Source organism: Niabella agricola (genome assembly GCF_021538615.1).
In the GTDB taxonomy this organism is placed as follows: domain Bacteria; phylum Bacteroidota; class Bacteroidia; order Chitinophagales; family Chitinophagaceae; genus Niabella; species Niabella agricola.
This window is the reverse complement of sequence record NZ_JAJHIZ010000003.1, coordinates 2,437,055-2,457,162: the sequence shown is the minus strand read 5'-3', so window position 1 is coordinate 2,457,162 and position 20,108 is coordinate 2,437,055. Positions and strand designations below refer to the sequence as shown.

Annotated in this window: 15 protein-coding genes; 7 read left to right on the top strand and 8 right to left on the bottom strand. The window is 49.0% G+C overall.

What is annotated here, in order from left to right; translation table 11 throughout:
- Positions 1-10: 10 nt before the first annotated feature.
- The 5 genes from LL912_RS15680 to LL912_RS15660 all read left to right on the top strand — a co-directional run bounded on the left by LL912_RS15680 (position 11) and on the right by LL912_RS15660 (position 9,827).
- Entirely contained in the window at positions 11-1,318 is a 1,308-nt protein-coding gene (locus tag LL912_RS15680) for an IPT/TIG domain-containing protein (RefSeq protein ID WP_235554523.1), read from the top strand.
- Between the two features lie 15 nt (positions 1,319-1,333).
- A complete protein-coding gene (locus LL912_RS15675) occupies positions 1,334-3,622 on the top strand; it encodes an NHL repeat-containing protein (protein WP_235554522.1) in 2,289 nt (762 codons plus the stop codon).
- Between the two features lie 23 nt (positions 3,623-3,645).
- Positions 3,646-4,944: a hypothetical protein gene (locus LL912_RS15670; protein ID WP_235554521.1), complete on the top strand. Its 1,299-nt coding sequence runs from the start codon at positions 3,646-3,648 to the stop codon at positions 4,942-4,944.
- A gap of 35 nt (positions 4,945-4,979) precedes the next feature.
- A complete protein-coding gene (locus LL912_RS15665) occupies positions 4,980-7,769 on the top strand; it encodes a family 78 glycoside hydrolase catalytic domain (protein WP_235554520.1) in 2,790 nt (929 codons plus the stop codon).
- Positions 7,770-8,291: 522 nt separating this feature from the next.
- Positions 8,292-9,827 carry a choice-of-anchor I family protein gene (locus LL912_RS15660; RefSeq protein ID WP_235554519.1) on the top strand — a complete coding sequence of 512 codons (1,536 nt, stop codon included), beginning with the start codon at positions 8,292-8,294 and terminating at the stop codon, positions 9,825-9,827.
- Positions 9,828-9,836: 9 nt separating this feature from the next.
- Here the strand turns inward: LL912_RS15660 and LL912_RS15655 are convergent, their stop codons facing one another.
- Positions 9,837-10,223: a VOC family protein gene (locus LL912_RS15655; protein ID WP_235554518.1), complete on the bottom strand. Its 387-nt coding sequence runs from the start codon at positions 10,221-10,223 to the stop codon at positions 9,837-9,839.
- 459 nt (positions 10,224-10,682) lie between these two features.
- Between LL912_RS15655 and LL912_RS15650 the strand changes: the two genes are divergently transcribed.
- Entirely contained in the window at positions 10,683-11,051 is a 369-nt protein-coding gene (locus LL912_RS15650) for a chorismate mutase (protein WP_235554517.1), read from the top strand.
- A gap of 66 nt (positions 11,052-11,117) precedes the next feature.
- Here the strand turns inward: LL912_RS15650 and LL912_RS15645 are convergent, their stop codons facing one another.
- The 6 genes from LL912_RS15645 to LL912_RS15620 form a co-directional block, all read right to left on the bottom strand.
- The gene (locus LL912_RS15645; protein ID WP_235554516.1) at positions 11,118-13,109 is read right to left on the bottom strand and encodes an ATP-binding protein; all 1,992 of its coding nucleotides are present in this window, start codon (positions 13,107-13,109) and stop codon (positions 11,118-11,120) included.
- A gap of 412 nt (positions 13,110-13,521) precedes the next feature.
- Positions 13,522-14,343 carry a formylglycine-generating enzyme family protein gene (locus LL912_RS15640; protein ID WP_235554515.1) on the bottom strand — a complete coding sequence of 274 codons (822 nt, stop codon included), beginning with the start codon at positions 14,341-14,343 and terminating at the stop codon, positions 13,522-13,524.
- Between the two features lie 7 nt (positions 14,344-14,350).
- Positions 14,351-15,073, bottom strand: coding sequence for a hypothetical protein (locus LL912_RS15635; RefSeq protein WP_235554514.1), 723 nt, complete (start codon positions 15,071-15,073; stop codon positions 14,351-14,353).
- 82 nt (positions 15,074-15,155) lie between these two features.
- Positions 15,156-15,905, bottom strand: coding sequence for a hypothetical protein (locus LL912_RS15630; RefSeq protein WP_235554513.1), 750 nt, complete (start codon positions 15,903-15,905; stop codon positions 15,156-15,158).
- An 87-nt stretch (positions 15,906-15,992) separates the two neighbouring features.
- A complete protein-coding gene (locus tag LL912_RS15625; RefSeq protein WP_235554512.1) occupies positions 15,993-16,490 on the bottom strand; it encodes a GNAT family N-acetyltransferase in 498 nt (165 codons plus the stop codon).
- A gap of 23 nt (positions 16,491-16,513) precedes the next feature.
- Positions 16,514-17,887 (bottom strand): M20/M25/M40 family metallo-hydrolase, encoded by a 1,374-nt coding sequence (locus tag LL912_RS15620; RefSeq protein WP_235554511.1) that lies wholly within the window; start codon positions 17,885-17,887, stop codon positions 16,514-16,516.
- 228 nt (positions 17,888-18,115) lie between these two features.
- On the opposite strand from LL912_RS15620, the gene bshA reads away from it, so the two are divergent.
- Positions 18,116-19,243 (top strand): N-acetyl-alpha-D-glucosaminyl L-malate synthase BshA, encoded by a 1,128-nt coding sequence (bshA, locus tag LL912_RS15615; protein ID WP_235554510.1) that lies wholly within the window; start codon positions 18,116-18,118, stop codon positions 19,241-19,243.
- Positions 19,244-19,325: 82 nt separating this feature from the next.
- On the opposite strand, the gene LL912_RS15610 is transcribed toward bshA, so the two are convergent.
- The gene (locus tag LL912_RS15610; RefSeq protein ID WP_235554509.1) at positions 19,326-19,928 is read right to left on the bottom strand and encodes a 3-keto-disaccharide hydrolase; all 603 of its coding nucleotides are present in this window, start codon (positions 19,926-19,928) and stop codon (positions 19,326-19,328) included.
- Between the last annotated feature and the right edge of the window lie 180 nt (positions 19,929-20,108).

Sequence of the window (20,108 nt, the reverse complement as noted above, 5' to 3'; positions counted from 1 at the left end):
ATCTAAGATCATGAACCAACTAAAAGTTTCAATATATACCATTTCCTTTTTCGTCCTTTTGTGTTGCAGCTCCTGTAAAAAGCAAACCTTCCGGCAGGTGGACGACCGCTACGTACACAACAATGCACTGCCCGTTTCCCTGGAACGGTTTGCGCCGCTTGAAGGAAGCGAAGCCACCGAAGTGATGTTGTACGGCGACAATTTCAGCAGTGATGTGCAGGATATCCGGGTAACGATCAACGGCCGGGAAACCGAAGTATTGGGTGCGAACCAGAAACGGATCATTATTAAAATTCCGCAAGGCGCGGGCACGGGAAAGCTAACCCTTACCATCGGTGGAAAAACGGTGAGCAGCGAAGCAGCATTTACTTATACCTTAAAAAGAACAGTGACAACCATTGCGGGCAGCAGTGCCGCCGCAACTTTTGATTTTAAAGTGAATGCGGGGATGGATATCGACTCAAAGGGTAATTTGTACCTGGCGGATATTTTCAACAACTGCATCCGCAAGGTAGCGCCGGATGGTACGGTGAGCACCTTTGCCGGTGTGCCCGGTACAGAGGGTAATAAAAACGGCGCCGCAGCCCAGGCCTTGTTCAATCATCCAGCGGATCTGGTGGTGGATCAAAATGACAATGTATACGTAGCCGATACCTGGAACTGGGCGATACGGAAAATTGCCACAACCGGTGAAGTGACCACCGTTTTAGGTTGGGTGGTGCCCTTCCCGCAAGGCATCACCATCAGTAAGAAAACAGGCACCTTGTACGTAGTTAGCGCCTTGCCGGCGGCAAGCCAGGGAAAACTTTTTGAGATTGCTGCAGCCGGTGTGATGACGGAGCGGCCGCTGAGTGCGCCGATCGTATCCGGGGGCATCACGATGGACCATAATGACAACCTGGTAATCGCGGATAACGGAAGGTCTGTTGTGTACCGGGTTAATACACAAACCTGGAATATGGAAAAGCTTGCAGGTTTGGAAGATACCCCCGGCTGGGTAGACGGGGTCGCCGGCAATGCCCGTTTTGAACATCCCTGGGATGTGGCGGTGGATAGTAAAAATAATATCTACGTAGCGGGCTGCGGCCATCTCTTTAACAGCGCTAATATTGCCGCCGGAGCTTCCAATATCCGGATGATTGAAGCCGGCACCAATAAGGTAAGCACTGTTGCCGGATCCAACAGTATGGGATATAAGGACGGTTTGGGCGGTGAAGCGCGGTTTAATGTGCCCACAGGCCTGGCGATTGATGCGCAGGACAATGTATATATACTGGACCGGGACAACCTGAAAATAAGGAAAATGGTTTCCCAATAATAAAAACGAAGCTATATGAAACGAATGATTCCTATTACATCTATACAGAGGACCCTTGGAATGATCGGGCTGGTAAGCCTCGGCTTCCTGGGATGCAGCCGGATGGAATACCTGGTTCAGCCGGAAAAGAAGGCAACCCAAAAGCAACAGGCCCTTTTATCTTCCGCCGCGGAAGAAATGATGATCGGCATCTATATTGCACCGCCTTTTGATTTTACGGAGCCTGTGCACTATCAAAGAATAAAGGATGCGAACGTAGACTTTATCCAGGATATCTCCGGTCAGCATACGCCCGCAAACAAGCTGGCCATGCTGGATATGGCCGATAGTGTAGGACTAAAAATGATGGTGGCTGATGACCGGATCAATGGCTCCGATGCGCAGATCACCGCCATGTTGAATACCTACAACAATCACCCGGCTGTGATCGGATATTTCGTCAAAGATGAACCTACTGTTGCACAGCTCAATGATGCGGCTACGCGGTATGGAAAGGTATTGAGCTATGATCCGTCTAAGCTTCCGCACGTGAATCTTTTTCCAAGCTACGCTACCGGTGCATTGGGATCGATCAATTATGAGAACGATTATGTGCAGCAATGGATCAACCTGGCGGGACCCGCCAACCTCAAGTACCTGTCGATGGATAACTACCCGTTTTTATCCAACGGGCAGTTCCGGCAGGACCCCTATTACCACGATCTGGACGTGATCCGGCGGCTTGGCCTGCGCTATGGAATAAAAACATCGGCCTACCTGCAATCGGTAGGTGTGGCGGGTATGTACCGCAGGCCCAATACGGACGAACTTCGGTTCAGCGCATACAGTACCCTGGCCTATGGCATCAAGATCCCCGTTTGGTTTTCGTACTGGACACCCGTTAGCAGTACCGAAGTATTTACAGATGCGATTATTGATCTTACCGGTGCCAAAACAAACCTGTATGATCCGTTCCGCATTCTCAATGCGGAGTTAAAACAGATCGGCAGAACCCTTATACACACGGATGCGGTAGCCGTATACCACTCCGGTACTTCGCTGCCGGCAGGCACCAGCCCCATTCCCGCGTCGTTTATGGTAAAGCCGGTGGATCCGTCGGCAAACCTGATCATGACGCATTTTGTGAGCCCGGCTGACGGAAAGGAATATGTGATGGTGGTGAATAAATCCTTTACCACCACATTGAATGCCACGTTTTCAACAGGCAGCACCATTACCAACGTGCAATGGATCTCAAAGACCAATGGGGATGCCGTAGCCACCGATTTTAACCCGGCTACCCACCAGTTTTCTGCTTCTTTCCTGCCGGGCGAGGGTAAGCTGTTCCCCCTGACGGTTGCATTGCCGGAGGTAACGGTAAGCACCCTGTCCGGGTCGGGAACCGCCGGTTTTGCAGACGGAGCCGCCGCAACGGCCAAATTCAATTTTCTTACCAATACCGGTATGGCAACGGATCAGCTGGGGAATGCCTATATAGCAGATATCGATAATCACTGCATCCGCAAGGTAGATGCAAACGGAACGGTTACCACGCTGGCCGGAAGTTCCGGTGTTTCCGGGAATACAGACGGCACCGGTGCTGCGGCACGCTTTAATCATCCCACGGATATAGCGGTAGATAACAACGGCAACGTATATGTAGCCGATACCTGGAACTGGGCGGTACGGAAGATTACACCCGGCGGAGCAGTCACCACCATCCTCGGATGGGTAGTGCCTTTTCCGCAGGGTATTGCGATCGATCAGGCGCAGCAGAAACTATACCTGGTAAGTGCATTACCCAGTGCCAGTAACGGAAAATTATATGAGCTTAGTTTTTCGGGTGCATTAACCACCCGCACGCTTGACCGGGCGGTGACGGCCGGCGGTATCAGGCTGGATAACTACGGGAACCTGGTGGTGGCGGATAACTTCAATTCCATTGTATACCGGATAAGCCGGTCTAACTGGAAGACGGAGATCATCGCGGGCACAGCGGGTCAGCATGGAACAGTCGATGGGGTTGGGGCCAATGCCCGTTTTGATCATCCCTGGGGGCTGGCTATCGACGCTGCCAATAATATTTATGTGGCCGGTTGCGGACACCAGTTTGATGCGTCCACCATCGCTGCAACCGCTTCCAATATACGGATGATACAGGCAAATAGTAATAAAGTGATTACGCTGGCCGGCAGTACACAAGGTTATGCAAACGGAACAGGCGCGGCTGCAACATTCAATGTGCCCACGGGCATTGCTGTTTACCAGAACCAGCTTTTGGTGCTGGACCGGATGAACCAACGCATCCGGAAAATAATAAAGTAAAGAACTCCATAAAACCAGTACACATGTTTCAAAAGAAAATGATCTCCATTTTTTTTAACCTCATGCTTTTATGCCTGGGAACCACAGGCAATACCGGTTGTTCCAGGGAGCCCCTGGCAAGGGAAACCGCTGCGCCGGTTGAAAAACCCAAAACTGATACGGCAGAGCCCTTCCGGATCGGGATCTATGTGGCCCCGGGCCGGGAATATACGCTGGACCGGCATTATGAAGCCATCCGTGATGCACATGTCAACCTCATCCAGGATATTTCGATGCAGTACACGGCAGCCGAAAAAACGGCCATGCTGGTAATGGCTGCGCGATACGGCATCGGGATGGTAGTTGCGGATGCGCGGATCAATGGTACGGATGCGGCTATACGGGAAATGATCGCAGAGTATAAAAATTATGAAGCCACACTGGGCTATTATATCAAAGACGAACCAACGGTTAGCGAACTGGCGGATGCAGCAGTGCGCTATCAAAAGGTGCTGAGCGCCAGTCCAGGTGCAATCGCACATGTAAATCTGTTTCCCAGCTATGCTACAGGAGCGCTCGGCCCGATCCAGTATGAACGAGACTATGTAGAAAAATGGATACAGATGGCGGGGCCCAAAAATCTTGGGTATTTGTCCTTTGATAACTATCCCTTCATGGAAAAGGATTCGCTTCGTGAAGATCACTATTATCACGATCTGGATGTGATCCGGCGCATGGGACTGAAGTACCGGGTTAAAACATCGGCCTACCTGCAGAGCATCGGGTCCTCTGTTGGCCTCCGGCGACCCAACGCTCATGAGCTGCAGTATAGTGCGTTTACAAACCTGGCCTATGGCATTAAACTGCCGGTATGGTTTACTTACTGGACGCCAGGTGGCGGCACGGAACAGTTTACCCAGGCAATCGTTGACGAAAAAGGAAATAAAACCGATCTTTACGAGCCATTTAAAGCGATCAATGCGGCGATGAAAAATCTGGGACCCTGCCTGTTGCGGCTGGATGCGGTTCAGGTTTTTCATACCGGAGTGCATATACCGGCCGGAACGGTGCGGCCTTCTGAAGATTTCGTACTGCAATGTTCAGATAAACAGGCATCCCTGATTGTAACCGAATTTAAAGAGCGGGATTCGGGGAATCTTTATATAATGGTGGTGAATAAATCGCTGACAGAAACAAAGGAGCTGGCGTTTACACTGCCCCGGGGGAAATCCGTTGCGGAAGTTGCAAAAACAACCGGTAAGGAAATAAAAAAGACCTTGACCGGAGGAAAACTGGCTGACCGCTTTGAGGCAGGAGAAGGAAGACTTTACAGGATTTATTAAAAGCGTAATTATAAACAATAACGGATACTGAGAACATGAAATCAATAACCCGAACGCGCAAGATGTGCGCTGTCTTTCTGCTGTTGCTGCCCCTGTGGGGATACGCCGCAAGTGCCCCATTGCTGCCCGTGAATCTGAAGGTAGAATACCTGGACAACCCCCTTGGTTTAGACAGGCCGCAGCCGCGTTTTAGCTGGACGCTGAAAAGCACCAGACCGGGCCTTTACGGACAAAAGCAGACGGCCTACCGGGTATTGGTGGCCAGCTCCTTGAAAAAGCTCAATGCCGGTATCGGAGATATATGGGATTCGGAGTGGGAACGGTCTGCTCAAATGAGCCAGGTAGTACTGCCGGGAGCACGGCTGCATTCAGATCGCCGGTACTATTGGAAAGTGGCGGTAAAGGATGAAACGAATGCGGTTTCCGACTGGAGTGCAACAGCGTACTGGCATACCGGAATGTTGGAGCCGGGAGCATGGAAAGCGGGATGGATCGGGTCTTCGGTTATTTTTGATCCGGCTCAGAAGGACTGCAATATACCGGATCCCTGGTTGCGTAAAGTCTTCGCGCTGGATGCCATTCCCGCCCAGGCAATGCTGTACGTGGCTTCTGTGGGCTTTCACGAGTTGTATGTAAACGGAAAGCGTGTAGGTGATGATGTGATGCCAACTGCGGTAACGGATCATACAAAACGGGCCCGTTATCTTGCGTACGATATAGCGCCCTACCTGAATAAGGGGGCGAATGCGATCGCCATATGGCTGGGTACCTCCTGGTCGATACACGGACCTTATGTAACAAAAGACCGGCCCAATACCCCGATCGTAGCAGCGCAGGTGGATTGTTACGCACATAAAGACCCGGGCCCGGCGGAACGGCCATTTGCCACGGTTCGTACGGATGCTTCATGGAAGGTAAAAGGCAGTCCGAATAAGCTGCTGGGCGTCTGGAACTCAAACCGGATGGGCGGAGAGCTTTGGGATGCCAACCTCGATGAGCCGCTATGGAACACGATCGCATACCGGGATGCCAACTGGCTGGCAGCAACCGTTTACCATCCCGGCCTGCAGGTATCGGCCCAGCAGGTAGAGCAGAACCGGCGCTTTGACGAGATCCGGCCTGTCTCCATAAAAAAGATCAGTGATGATACTTACCGGGTGGATATGGGGGTGAACTTTGCAGGTTGGATCGCGGCAAAGCTGGAAGGGCAGCCGGGCCATCGTGCGGAGCTGCTGTTTTCCGAACGGGAAAACATGGAGATGACCTTTGGCCTGCACAGCGCTTATATTTTTGATAAAACCGGCAAAGGAACTTTTCGCAATAAATTCAACTATGGTTCCGGCCGGTGGATTACGATAAAAGGCGTTACCAAAACGCCGCAGCTCGGAGACATTAAAGGATGGCTGGTGCGCACGGCCTATAAAGATGCGGCCAGCTTCAGCTGTTCAGACAGCCTGCAGAACTGGATCTATAATACCGTTCGCTGGACCTACGAGAATTTGTCATTGGGTGGATTCATTGTCGATTGTCCGCAGCGTGAGCGGCTGGGCTACGGTGGAGATGCACATGCCACCTGTGAAACCGGGATGCTGAATTACCAGGTGGCCGCAATGTATACGAAATGGATGGAAGACTGGCGTGATGTAAGCGGTACCGAATCCATTGTGGGCAATATGTATGATACGGCATTTGCCCGGAAAGCGGTGATGAGCGGACGCCACCTCCACCAGGGCATCCTGCCCCACACAGCACCAACCTATATGGGGGGTGGTGGACCGGCCTGGGGGGGTATTGTGGTAACCTTACCCTGGTACTTTTACCGGCAATATGGTGATGAAAGTATGCTCCGGAACAACTTTACGCTGATCCGGAACTGGCTGGATTTCCTGGAGCGCAATACCCGTGACGGCATCCTGCAGCGCTTTGGCGGCAAATGGGATTTTTTAGGCGACTGGCTCTGGCCCAATGCTACGGCTGAGGGCATGAATAATGATTCGCCGCAGAACTTATGTTTTAACAATCTATACCGTATCTATAACCTTCGGACCGCAATAAAGATTGCGGACCAGATCGGTGAAAAAGAATGGGCCGGCAAATGGCGGGAGCAGGCGGCTGCTTTCAGCGATGTGATCCATAAGAAATTTTTCAATGAAGCCGATACTTCCTATGCCGATGGATCGATGGGCAACCTGGTGGCGGCGCTGTTGGCGGAGGTGGTGCCGGATGCATATAAGCAAAAAGTTTGGAAACGTTTGGAGCATGAGATCCGGGTGCGCCGGAAAGGACATATCCATGTAGGAATCACCGGCGGTGCATTGCTGTTTAAACTGCTACGGGAGCAAAACCGGCAGGATCTTTTATTGGAGATGACTTCAAAAACGGATTATCCGGGATGGGGCTATATGAAGGCAAACGGTGCCACCACGATCTGGGAAATGTGGGAAAAGGACCTGCCCGGCCATTCGCTGCTCCACAGTTCGTTTTTATACCCGGGCGCCTGGTACATCGACGGGCTGGCCGGTATCAAGGTTGACAAACCCGGATATGAGCGGTTTGTGATCCAGCCCCCGCAAATTGCGGCTTCAAAACTGGGCTGGGTAAAAGCCGGTTTTGAGTCTCCCGCAGGGTTTATTAAAAGTAACTGGAGCAGAAGAAATGGAGTACTTCATATGGAGCTGGAGATTCCCCCGAATACTACGGCATTGTTAAAGATCGCGGATACAGACGGGCTGATACTGAAGGAAAAAAAGAACCAGGTACGCCTCCTCGGAAAGCAGGGAAATATCACTGTTTACGAGCTGCAGTCCGGGGTGTATCGTTTCTGAGAATGTAAAATATGAAATATCCAATATAAAATGTAAAGGGGATGCCTGTCTCAGGGTATATCTACAGCGGTGTTTGATGCTTCAGGATTCCGGAAGCATCCTTCCTGTAAAGAAAGCAGCGTAGTAGCGTGCAATAATCAGGCATCAAGCGCTTCGACCTATTGTTTCGGGACAGCGGTGATGCTGCTTTTCGATTCGGGTCTGCAGTGCGTGGGTGGTCAAACGGCGGTCCACTGCGGCGGATGACCTCTACTTTTGGTGAAGCAAAAGTCGAAGAAGAAAAGAATGAAACCTGGCTGGTTATCAACGCACCCTATCATCTGTCATTGGCAATTTGTTTCAGAATCTGAACCAGGATAATCGATCACTAAATGCTGATCCGCGGCGGATAAGCATCACATTCCTTTATAAACGTTTAGAATGCCTCGTTACAAATTCCGGGGAGGCATGTAACATTTTAATAAACTTGCCTTCACGTTTTAATAATGTGCGACGGATACTTTTGCGCAAATGGTATCCATTATGAGGCATCAGATTCCACTGCTTTTGGGAGTACTGCTGGGTATGGCCGGCTGTAACCGTAATCACAACGACATTGTTCCTGAGACAATCATTCATGAGAACCCCGCTACATTTACAGCGGTGGGGCAAATTGATATCGGCGACAAGGGGGCTGCAGAGATTTCGGCTTATGATCCCGTAACAAAGCGCCTGTTTATAGTCAATAACAGCGCCGGGGTGGTGAATGAGAATGCTGCAAACCTGATCGATGTAGTGGATATCAGTAACCCGGCAGCGCCCAGTAAAATTCATTCGATCAGCCTGGAACCGTATGGAGGGGCAGTAAACAGCCTCAGCGTTTCCGCCGGAAATGTAGCTGCTGCTATACAGGCAACCGTAAAAACCGATCCTGGGAAAGTAGTGGTGTTCAATACCCTGGACTATAAAGAAATAAAATCGGTTGTAGTGGGTGCTTTACCGGATATGATCACGTATACACCGGACGGTCGGTACATTCTTACAGCGAATGAAGGAGAACCCACCACAGCGGACTATGCGGTGGACCCGGAGGGCAGTATCTCTGTTATTGCCGTTAAAGAGAACTACGCTGTAACCACGTTGAATTTTGCTGCATTTGCCGACAAACGGCCAGCTTTGGAAGCTGGCGGATTCCGGATTTTTGGCAAGAGCAATGATTTTGTAAAGGATATTGAGCCGGAATATATCACAGTGTCCCCTGATTCCAAAACGGCATGGATCACCTTGCAGGAAAACAACGGCATTGCGAAAATGGATATTGCTTCCAAAACTATTACCGATATTTTCCCGCTGGGCTTTAAAGATTATAATGCGGCTGGTAATGAAATTGACGGGAGCGATGAAGATGGAAAAATAGAACTGAAGAACTGGCCGGTAAAAGGAGTGTACATGCCGGATGGCATTGCCGTGATAGAAACAGGCGGTATTCCCTATTTATTTACGGCCAATGAAGGTGATGCCCGGGAGTGGGGCGATTTTGTGGAGGCTGTGAGAATAAAAGATATAAAGCTGGATGCAACGGTTTTCCCCAGTGCTGCTGCACTTCAGGCAAAAACGGTATTGGGCCGCCTGAACATTACAAAATTCCTGGGTGATAAGGACGGTGATGGCGATTATGATGAGCTGTATGCTTTTGGTGCGCGTTCCTTCAGTGTGTGGAACGGCCTTACGGGCAAACAGGTTTACGATAGTAAAAATGAATTGGATCAGAAAGTGATCGAGGCGGGGAGCTATGATGATAAACGGAGTGATGATAAGTCCATAGAACCGGAAGGAATAGCCATCGGAAAAATAGGCAAAACACCGGTGGCCTTTGTGGGCATGGAGCGCGTGGATGCTGTGGCCGTTTACGATATCAGTAACCCGCAACAACCGAAATTCCTGCAGCTGCTAAAAGTGGGCGATGCTCCTGAAGGAGTTATGATCATCGCGGCCAAAGACAGCCCTACAAAACGATCATTGCTGGTGGTGAGCAGCGAAGACGATGGGATGATCAAATTGTTCAGTCCCGCCAGTTGATGAGCGGTACTAAGCCACCAGCTCCACTACATTCCCTTCTGGATCCAGCACCACGCTTTCGTAATAACCATCACCAGTGGTTCGGGGTTCCCCTGCAATCGTAAAGCCATCGGCCCGTAACCGTTCCGTCAGTGCATCCACCTGCGCTTTTCCCCCCAGGGAAATAGCAAAATGCGCAATCCCCTTCGTATAGCCCCGTTGCATCCCGGCATTGCTGATCTCCGGCATCTGCATGAGCTCGATACGACAGCCCGTGTCAAAGGACAAAAAATAAGAAAAGAAATGCTTTTTGGGGTTATGATACCGCTCACTGCTAACGGCATTGAAATAGGTAGTGTAAAAATGGCACAGCTGTTCCAGGTCGTCGGTCCAGATGGCGATGTGGTCGATATGCATTAGAGATTGTATTAGGGGATTGAAGATATCAAAATTTTGACAGAACGGTGAAGCGGGCCTTCAGTGCCCGCGGATGTGCTCATTGACAATTAGCATTCATCCATAAAATGTTAACCGGGGTTGATGTTGCAATAACGATCGATTCATTTTTATTGCTACAGATTCGCTGATCCGGCAAGGGATCGAATGTGTGAAATTTATTCAAACGGAAGCATTGTGTTGCTTCCATAAGCTGATCGCATAAAAGAATATGCAACTGCAGTTTTCCAAGGTTCCCGGGTAAAAAGTTCAACTAACTGTTGGATTTCCGGCATTACCCCAAAAAGTCGGCTGTCTTTATGATCCGGGTCTAAACTAGACGGCTCAAAATAATCAGGTATTTTTACCGTTATACTTTTGGGATCAGGAATGCACGTGCCTGTATCATGTGAACCTGCGACCCGTTTAACCCTCTTTGTTATGATGAAGAAAATAATTTGTAGCGTGAGTATGGTTTTCTGCCTTCATGCGGATACCGTTTACGCTCAGGACCGTTCGACTACGGATACGATGCGCTACTATCGCGGGCAGATCGATACACTGGACCAGCAGTTGATTGATTTGCTGGGACAGCGCATGAAAGCCGCCCGTGCCATCGGCAGCTATAAACTGGAGCACAAAATCGGGGTCGTTCAATCTGCACGCTATGAAGAGGTGCTGGAAGCCGCGATCCGCCGGGGTAAGGCCTGGCAGCTTTCAGAAGCATTCGTGCGCGCGTTTTACAACGAAGTGCATAAGGAAAGTATCCGTCAGCAGGAACAGTTGCAGTCCGGAAAGCAACAACGGTAAGGTAAGGATAACGAAAAGATGGCTGATCCGTATGTGAGGCCGGCAGCTGTCATTAAGGAGGCCGCACTATGCCAGGTTCAGTTCAATGCTGACAACAGTTCCATTGCCGGGTTCGGAACGGATATCCAATTGCCCGTCCAGGTAGTTCACCCGGTTTTTTATATTGTGGATGCCTGATCCTTTTTTTTCGGATAAGCTCCCAGGCTCAAAACCAGTTCCGTCATCCTCTATGGTGATAAAGAACCGGTCACCGTTCTGGCTGCATTGCAGCAGCACATAATTGGCCCTGGCATGTTTAACGGTGTTGGACAACAGCTCCTGTATGATGCGGTAAATATGTACCTGCTTTAGCCGGTCGATGCCAGGTTGGATATTGAATGATTGAAAGTCGATCTTCAGTCCATCCTTCATATAAAATCCGCAGAGGTCCTTCAGCGCGGTTTCCAGTCCGAATTCGATCAGTGACTGCGGCATCAGGTTGCGGGCTACCCGCCGGAGCTCTTCTACAGAATGATCGAGCTGACCCAGGATTTTAAAAAAGGGCGGATCGGCGGCCGGGCCAAGGTGCTGCTTGGCCCAGGATGAAAAATTTATTTTTACACCCGAAAGTAGTCCGCCCAGGCCGTCATGCAGGTCCCTTGCCAGGCGTTCCCGTTCCCGCTCTTCTCCTTCGAGGATGGAACGGGTAATGGTGAGTTGCTGTTGCTGCGCCAGCTCTCTTATTTGCTGCCGGTGATTGACCGCTTCCTGCTCCAGTAATTTTTTATGACTTTTGTAATAAAGATAATAGAAGATGGCAAAGGCCAGCAACAGGAGGCAGGCGCCGGCCAGTAAAAAATTGAATAACCGGTTCTTGCTGGCCTGCAATGCTGCCTGGGCATTGGCCGCTTTTAAGGAAGCCACCTGTTTTTCTGATTCTGCCGTTTTATAACGGGCTTCCATATCGTTGATGTCATTCCGGAACCGGCTTTCGTGCAGGCTGTCGCTCAGGGCACTGTATAAGGCCTGATAGCGGTAGGCCGCCGGGTAATCGTTAAGACCGGCATAAACCATCGCAGACTTCCGGTATACCTCCAGCCGGTTCTGATCCATTTCCATATTCCGCGGATCGGTTGAAAGGATATTTAACACGGAAAGCGCTTTTTTAAATTCCCCGGCTTCTAACAGACAGTCGAGTTTGTAAAAATTCAATTCGTCGATGAAATACGCCTTATTGGGGCCGCTGGCTTTTTCAATCGCCTTATCAAAGCTGTGTACCGCTTCTTTATATTGTTTTTGTCCCTTCAGGTAGAGTCCTTCAATCATATAATAACCGGCATACTGATCGGATTCGGGATATTTGAAAAGAATTTGTTTAAAGGCGTTTAAAGTTTCACGGGCTTTATCCCATTTTTTTAGCAGGATGTAATTTTCACCGGAACGTTTATAAGCAGCGATCAGGCGGCTCTCTGATTTAAGACGGAGCAATATAGGGATGGCCTTGTCAAAATAGGCCTCTGCCTTTTCATTTTGATCGAGGTTCATAAAGGCTACGCCGACTCCCACATAATGCGTAGCCAGGGATGCGGAATCGTTGGCCTGTTCCGCCAGGGGAATGGCTTTTGAAAGCATCAGCTGGATATAGCCTTTATCATCATCGGCTTTTTGCCGCATGACCGCCCGGCTACTCCAGGCAGTGGAGCGGATGATAAGCGCCTCTTTTACGGGGGAAGCAGCCAATCCCGCCTCTACTTTTTTATAGAGGGTTTCGCTTTGTTCAGTGGCCCCGGTATAAAACAGGTAGTAGGCTTCTGTGGCATTGGCTACCTGGATGAGAAAGGGGCTGGAGGCTGCCAGTGACCTGCCCCGGGCGATACAGGTCCTGGCTTTAAGGGTGTCCTTGGAAATCCAGTAGGTGGCCAGCTGAAAATTGACCCGTGCTTTAATACTGTCACTAACGGGTTGCGTCAATATCCGTTGAAGACTGTCGATATACTGCGGCGTATAAAGATAATATTGTGCCTGCGCGGTGATGCTCCACCACAGCGCCAACATCAGTATCAAATATTTTAATGACATGCGGATTCAATAAAAGTTTTGAATAGCTCCTTTGTGTGTAACGCCCGGGCCGGATCCTTCGCAACAGTACAATGCTCCAAAAAACCGGTTAGAGGTTTCCTGTTCGCCTGGTACTGATCGCCGGATCTTGTTTTGCGGTCAGCACACATTCGAGGTCGTGTAAAGCTAAAGGTCTTTTCTGATATAACGGAAGCTAAGCCCGGTGAACCTGCCTGTTTGGCGATAGATCTGCATTCTCGCAGAGAAAGGCTTCAGGTTTAACGTTCAAAGTTCTACTTCGGTTCCGTTTGAGACTTGAGGTAACGGGCAAAACTCCGGATTCCTGCGGCACAGATAGCGATCGACCGGGGGAATGATCGTCGATTGGCGGCGGCTTTTGCACTTCTACATTTTAAATTGGATATTTAATATTTTACATTCCCCCCGCATCTTTCACTATCCGGAATCCCAGGTTACTGAAAGAAGCATGCGGATTAACCGATCCGATATCCACTGCATTAAAAAAGTTACAGGCATGCTTACTGCACCACCAGGAGCCGCCCCGGGCGTGCGCCACGCGGCGGCCTTTGTCTCTTGGTAAGGATCCGCTGCAAAATTCAAACACATTTCCAAATACATCATAAAGCCCCAGCGGGTTGGGTTTGAAACTGGCTACAGGAGCTGTATACATAAAGCCATCGGTGCTATCTGCCTGCAGGTGATCGTGGCCTAGCCAGATATTGGCATAACGGCTGATATTTTCCGCGGTAACACCCTTAAAATATTTTGTCGGGGACCCGGCACGGGCCGCGATCTCCCATTCTTCCAGCGTAGGTAACCGTACTTCGGCCCATTTGCAATAGGCCAGCGCATCGGTAAAACTGATGCCCGTAACCGGGTGGTTCATCTTGCGGGTAATACCGCCCCTGGCGATCCCGTTGGGATAACGCCAGTATGCGGTGCTGTCGTCCAGCCACCGGAATTCTTCCAGGCCCGGCTCAAATACCAGGGCATCTTTAAAACGTTCGGCCTCGGTTTGATAACCGGTGGCTAAAACAAACCGTTCAAATTCGGCATTCGTCAGCTCCGTGGCCGCGATGGAAAATGCGTTGACAGTAACCCTGCGCAAAGGATTTTCAACACTTCCTTTGAGGCCGATTTCATAAGTGCCCCCCGGTATTTTTATAAAAGACTGTTCCTGGGAGTATACACGGGTACAATAAAGCAGCAGGAACAGGAGCCCCGTTGTTTTCATAGCACGATCATTTGGCCATTTTTTTTAAGGAACGCTTTTCTGTTCTGGATTTATAATAGTCCATGGCTGTGTTTAAAATAAATGTTTCCGTGGTTTTATCAAGAGCAATGGTTACTCCATAACTATCAGGGGCGCCATACAGTTGCCGGTAATATCCGGATTGCACAAAGCTGCTGAAGACGTCATGGACCATCAGTACCATAAAGGTAGTAAGAACGTCGGTGTCATCCGGCCGTTGCCGGTAGTAAGTCATCATGGCAGGGATGAATTCCCAACCGTTTATTTCAATAATAGCTTGCTTGATGTTAATGCCCCAGCTTTTCTTTTGTTGAATGATCTCGTTAAGAAAGGTCATCACAGAATCCCGGTTCATTTTCAGAAACTGGATCTGGCGGAAACTGAATGTATTTTCATTATAGCCAAAGCTTAATCTTGGAAATAGTTTTCCCCGCTGGAAAAAATAGATGAACATGGCGCAATTCTGAAGGTACCGTTCGGGATGGATCATGGCATAGGTGAATTTTTCCCGGAGGCTCAGTGAATCGTATGCGCCCTGGGAAACGGGTTTATTGCCTGATGTCCTGCTGTTCCTGTATTGCTGTATAAAGGCCTGCACGCGCTCCAGCCCCTCAGTGGGGAAGGTGGGCCGCCTGAAATCAGGAGACCCGCTGTTTTGTGCCGGTGCCGTAAGGCTCATTGCAGTCCAGAACAGGACCTGTAAAATTCTCATAACGAAGATCATTTGGTCAGTATGTTGATGGAAATAAGACGCCACGGGCATCTTTTTCCATACGGGCAGGATCTTTACCGTGTTATGAATGCTTCCGTTTCTTATAATAGGTTTGCGCTCTTGTGATGATGAGGTTTTCATTGGCCTTGTTGTAATCCAGGGCCCGTTCATGGTTGCCCTCCATGCCATATAGTTTTTTATAAGAGGAAGATTGTACAAAAGGCGTAAATTTTCCCCGTTTCATCAATAACATCAATACGGTGAGCAGGTCTTTATCTTTTTTATTGGCGGTATAAAAATCGATTATATAGGGGATCATTTCCCAGGCGTCCATTTCCACCAGTGCATTTTTGTAATTCACTCCCATACGGCGGCTTCGGTTTGCAGATTCACGGATCCATGCCATTACCGAATCGCGGTTACCGCGTAAAAAATCCAGTTGCCGCTGGCTCCAGGTTTCTTCATCGCCTTCAGATACCAGGTAACCAAAAATTTCTTTATGTTCATTGGGATGGATCATGTTGATATCGCAGTTCTGGGCATACATTTCCGGGTGAATCATGGTATACGTGAATTTTTCTCTTGGAGAAAGCGACTGGTAAACGGCATCGGGTAATGCGCTGATGCCTTCATCGCCGCTTTCACCCGGTTTGTCTTTGATGGCAGCGATCTGTTTCTTTACGTTTTCAAGCCCGTAGGGTGGTATGGTGGTTTTCTGGCGGAACTCCCGGTATGCCATGGCCTCCTTCGGCGGCTGCTGGTAAACGGCATCCTGGGCCTGTGCCACGCACAAACCGGAGTAAAAAAGCAGGAACAGTATGGATCTTTTCACGGTGTTTGTTTCAGATGGATCAGCTTCGGCACTTCTTTTTTATAATATGCGTTGCTGTTCTTTATTCAAAATTGGATATTCAATATTTTATATTTCTTTCTGATAGCCCACTACATCCAGTACTTTTCCAAACTTTTCACCCACCTTTTTAAAATGAGCGCATTTAAAATAGCCGTTCTTCTCAAAAAAATGGATGCTTTGGTCGTTGTCGCCGGAAATAATGGCCAACAGGTTTTTAAAGCCCGCCGCGTGGGCATGGGCTTCCAGTTGTGTGAGCGCTGCTTTTCCAATGCCTTTTGCATTACAATCCTGCACCAGGTAAATGGTTACTTCCGCTGTTTTATCATAGGCCTGCCGCTTCTTATAGTTGGTAAGATAGCAGTAGCCAACGGGCTGTTCCTGGTTCAGGATCAGCCAGGATTTAAACCTCGGGTGCCCGATATAGATAAACTCCCGGAGCTCATCGATCGTTACCGGTTTGGTATGGAAGGTAGCAGTGGAATGGAGCACATACCAGTCATAGATCTGTTTTACAACCGGCAGATCAGCCACTGCGAGTTCCTTAAGAGTGATATTGCGTTCCATATTACAGTTCAGATAAAATAAGGTCAGAATCCATATTGGTCTACCAGGTAGATTAATGCAGCAATGTTCACGGCGCCCAGATCCAGTTCGCGTTTGTTTACGGCTTCAAACACATCCGACCGGGCGTGGTGAATGTCGAAATAGCGTTGCGAATCCGGCAGCAGTTCGGCCATGGGCACGTTCAGCTTTTCATGAATAAAAGAAACATCGGTGCCACCGCCGCCGCGTGTAAACTGGTTGGCGCCATAAGGTTCCAGCAGCGGGATCCAGCTTTTGAGCTTTGCAAACTGTGCATCATTGCAGGTAACGCCGAAGCCCCGGGGTGTAAAGCCGCCGGCATCGCTTTCCAGCGCCAGCAGGTGTTTTTCCCGGCTGTTGTTTGCCGCTTCATCGGCATATTTGGCGCCACCTCTGGCTCCGTTTTCTTCATTGGCAAAAAGTACAAAACGAATGGTTCTTTTTGGCCGGTAGCCAAGTGCTTTATAAGCTCTGAGTATTTCGATGGTTTGCGTAATACCGACGCCGTCGTCGTGGGCCCCCTCGCATACATCCCAGCTATCCAGGTGGCCGCCGATCGTAATGACTTCATTTGGGAATTCGGTTCCTTTCAGTTCACCGATGATATTATGCCCCTTCGCATCCGGCAGGAAATGTCCCATGGTTTTAAGCGATACCGATACCGGCACTCCCTTGCCAAGTTCCGCTGCCAGCCAGTCGGCATCCCGCAGGCCGATTGCTACCGCCGGAATTTTTTTATAAGCGGAGTCATACCGCGTGCCGCCGGTATGCGGGTGATTGTCTACACTATGGCTCATGCTGCGTACCATACTGGCCAGGGCACCGTATTTTGCTGCCAGGGAAGTGCCGCGTGTACGGTACTTTACGGCGTCGCCGTAGGCCTCAAAGGTTCGTACAAACCGGGGATTAAAGGGATAATTATAAAAGACGATCGTTCCTTTTAGCTGGTCTTTTTTGGTTTCCAGCTCTTCAAAGGAATTGATAAGGATCACCGGAGCCTTAATCCCCTTACTTCCGGTACCTTCTGTATTGCCCAGGGCCAGAATATCCAGGGTCTTTTTTCTGCCGTTGGCAAGAATGGCGGTTGCCTGGTCAGTTCCGCCGCGTACCCAGTGCGGAACCATGCATTCCTGCTTAAACGTGTTTTCGCTGCCGCTTTTCCGGAGCAGCTGATACCCCCATTCCTCTGCCTGGTACATTTGAGGAGAACCGGCCAATCGGCCTCCAATGGTTTTGGTAAGTGTTTTCAGGTTATTGTAAGCCTGGCTGTTTACCAGTATTTCATCTGCAATTTTCCGGATAAATTCCTCGTCTTTTGTTTGAGCCGGCAGGTTTAGCCAAAAAAAGACGCCGGCAATCCAAAACAATTTTTTGCGCATGCTGTTATTTGTTTTCTGTAAAGGTAAAATTTTACAGAGGATCTGGTTCTGAAAGTTGAAGTGTATCATTTTTTTTTTCTTCGCGGGAAAGATTCCGCTGTTTTTGCGGCGCTGTAATAGCATCGTTGTGTAATTCTGGTTTCGATGCATCGCTGCGGTTAACAAAAATGTGATATACCCTGAAAAGAAACGGATCGGTAATTATCAAAGCAAAACATATCTTTGGGTATGCGAATCGGAATCGTTTGTTATCCTACCTACGGCGGGAGCGGTGTATTGGCAACAGAATTGGGAAAAGCCCTTGCGGAAAAAGGCCATTTTGTGCATTTTATTACCTATCAGCAGCCGGTAAGGTTAAACGGGTTTATCCCCAATATTTATTATCACGAGGTGCAGGTGCCCACTTATCCGTTGTTTGACTTTCCGCCTTATGAAACAGCGCTGGCAAGCACTATGGTGGATGTGATCAAGAACTATAACCTGGACCTGCTGCATGTACACTATGCTATTCCGCATGCCTCGGCGGCGTATATGGCTAAAAAGATCATCGAAACAGAAGGGAAGCACATACCGGTGATCACAACCTTGCATGGAACAGATATCACACTCGTTGGCCGCGATAAAACCTATGCGCCGGTGGTGGCTTTTTCCATCAACCAAAGTGATGTCATTACGGCGGTATCCAATAACCTGAGAGAGGAAACCTATAAGAATTTTGACATTCGCAAAGACATAGAAGTCGTATATAATTTTATTGATGTAACCCGGTTCAATCATAAACCGCTGGATGCCTTCAAAAAAGTACTGGCACCCAACGGAGAACGTATCCTCCTGCATGCCTCCAACTTCCGTAAAATAAAACGGGTACAGGATGTGGTGAAAGTATTTTATGAAGTGCAAAAGAACATTCCGGCAAAACTGCTACTGGTAGGTGATGGCCCCGAGCGGCAAACGGCGGAGGAGCAGGGAAGAGAGCTGGGGATCTTTGATAAACTGGTATTTGTAGGAAAGCAGGAGCAGATGGAGGAGATCTTTGCGGTAGCCGATTTATTCTTACTGACTTCTGAGTATGAAAGCTTCGGTCTGGCAGCGCTGGAAGCCATGGCATCGAGGGTACCGGTTATTTCTACCAATGCCGGTGGTTTGGGAGAGGTAAATGTGGAAGGCGTAACCGGGTTCCTGGCAAATGTAGGAGATGTGGCCACTATGAGTGAAAAGGCCTTATATATTCTGAAAGACGATACCATCCTGAATGAATTCAAGCAGCGTGCCTTTGAACATGCGCAGCAGTTCAATATAGATGCGATCATACCGGAATATGAAGCCATTTACCGACGGTTCTGTAAGGATTGTTAGAAGCGTTTAAGCAATCAGCCTTCAGCTTTTAGCATAACGCGTATAGCTGAAGGCTGATGTCTGAGAGCTGATGTCTGAAAGCTTACAGCTCCTTCAGCTTGAAATTCTTCCACCGTACTTTAATACCGCCGCCGTCGTGGATCTGCAGGGCGATGAAGCCGTTTGCCTGGCCGATCTTTTCATCTTTCAGGTACACCATCTGGTGACCGTTCAGCCAGGTGGTTACTTCATCTCCCACCACTTTAATGCGCAGGGTATTCCACTGGCCTTCTTTCAGAATTTTTTCATCTTCGGGTTTAGGTTTGATGAGCCATCCGCGGCCATAGGATTCATAAATGCCACCGGTATTATGATTGAGCGGTGCTACTTCTACCTGCCATCCGCTGATCTTTACACCTTCGATATCCGAACGGAAGAACACACCGCTGTTGCCGTTTGCTTCCTGTTTAAACTGGAGGGTGAGGTCGAAGTTTTTATAAGATTTTTCGGTAGAAAGGTATCCGTATTTTTTATCGGGTCCGCTTTCGCAAACCAGTTCGCCTTTATCTACATACCATTTTTCAGTACCGTGTATTTTCCAGCCGGTAAGATCTTTACCATTGAATAAGGATGCTGCCTTTTTCTTTTGGGCATTTGCTGCCATCAGAACGGTGCAGAACATCAGGAATAAGAAGCCTTTTTTCATTTTCAAGAAGTTTAATTTTTAGTAAGCGATCGAAAAGCTCTAAAATAAGCCAAATAATGAAAGGAACCTTAATTGGCAGGTCTTTTTTTGTTGAAAGCCTTGTTGCAAAATGAAGTATCCGAACGTTGCATAAGTTAAACTTTTTATATGCGATCTTTGGCCATTCTATTGATCTGTTGT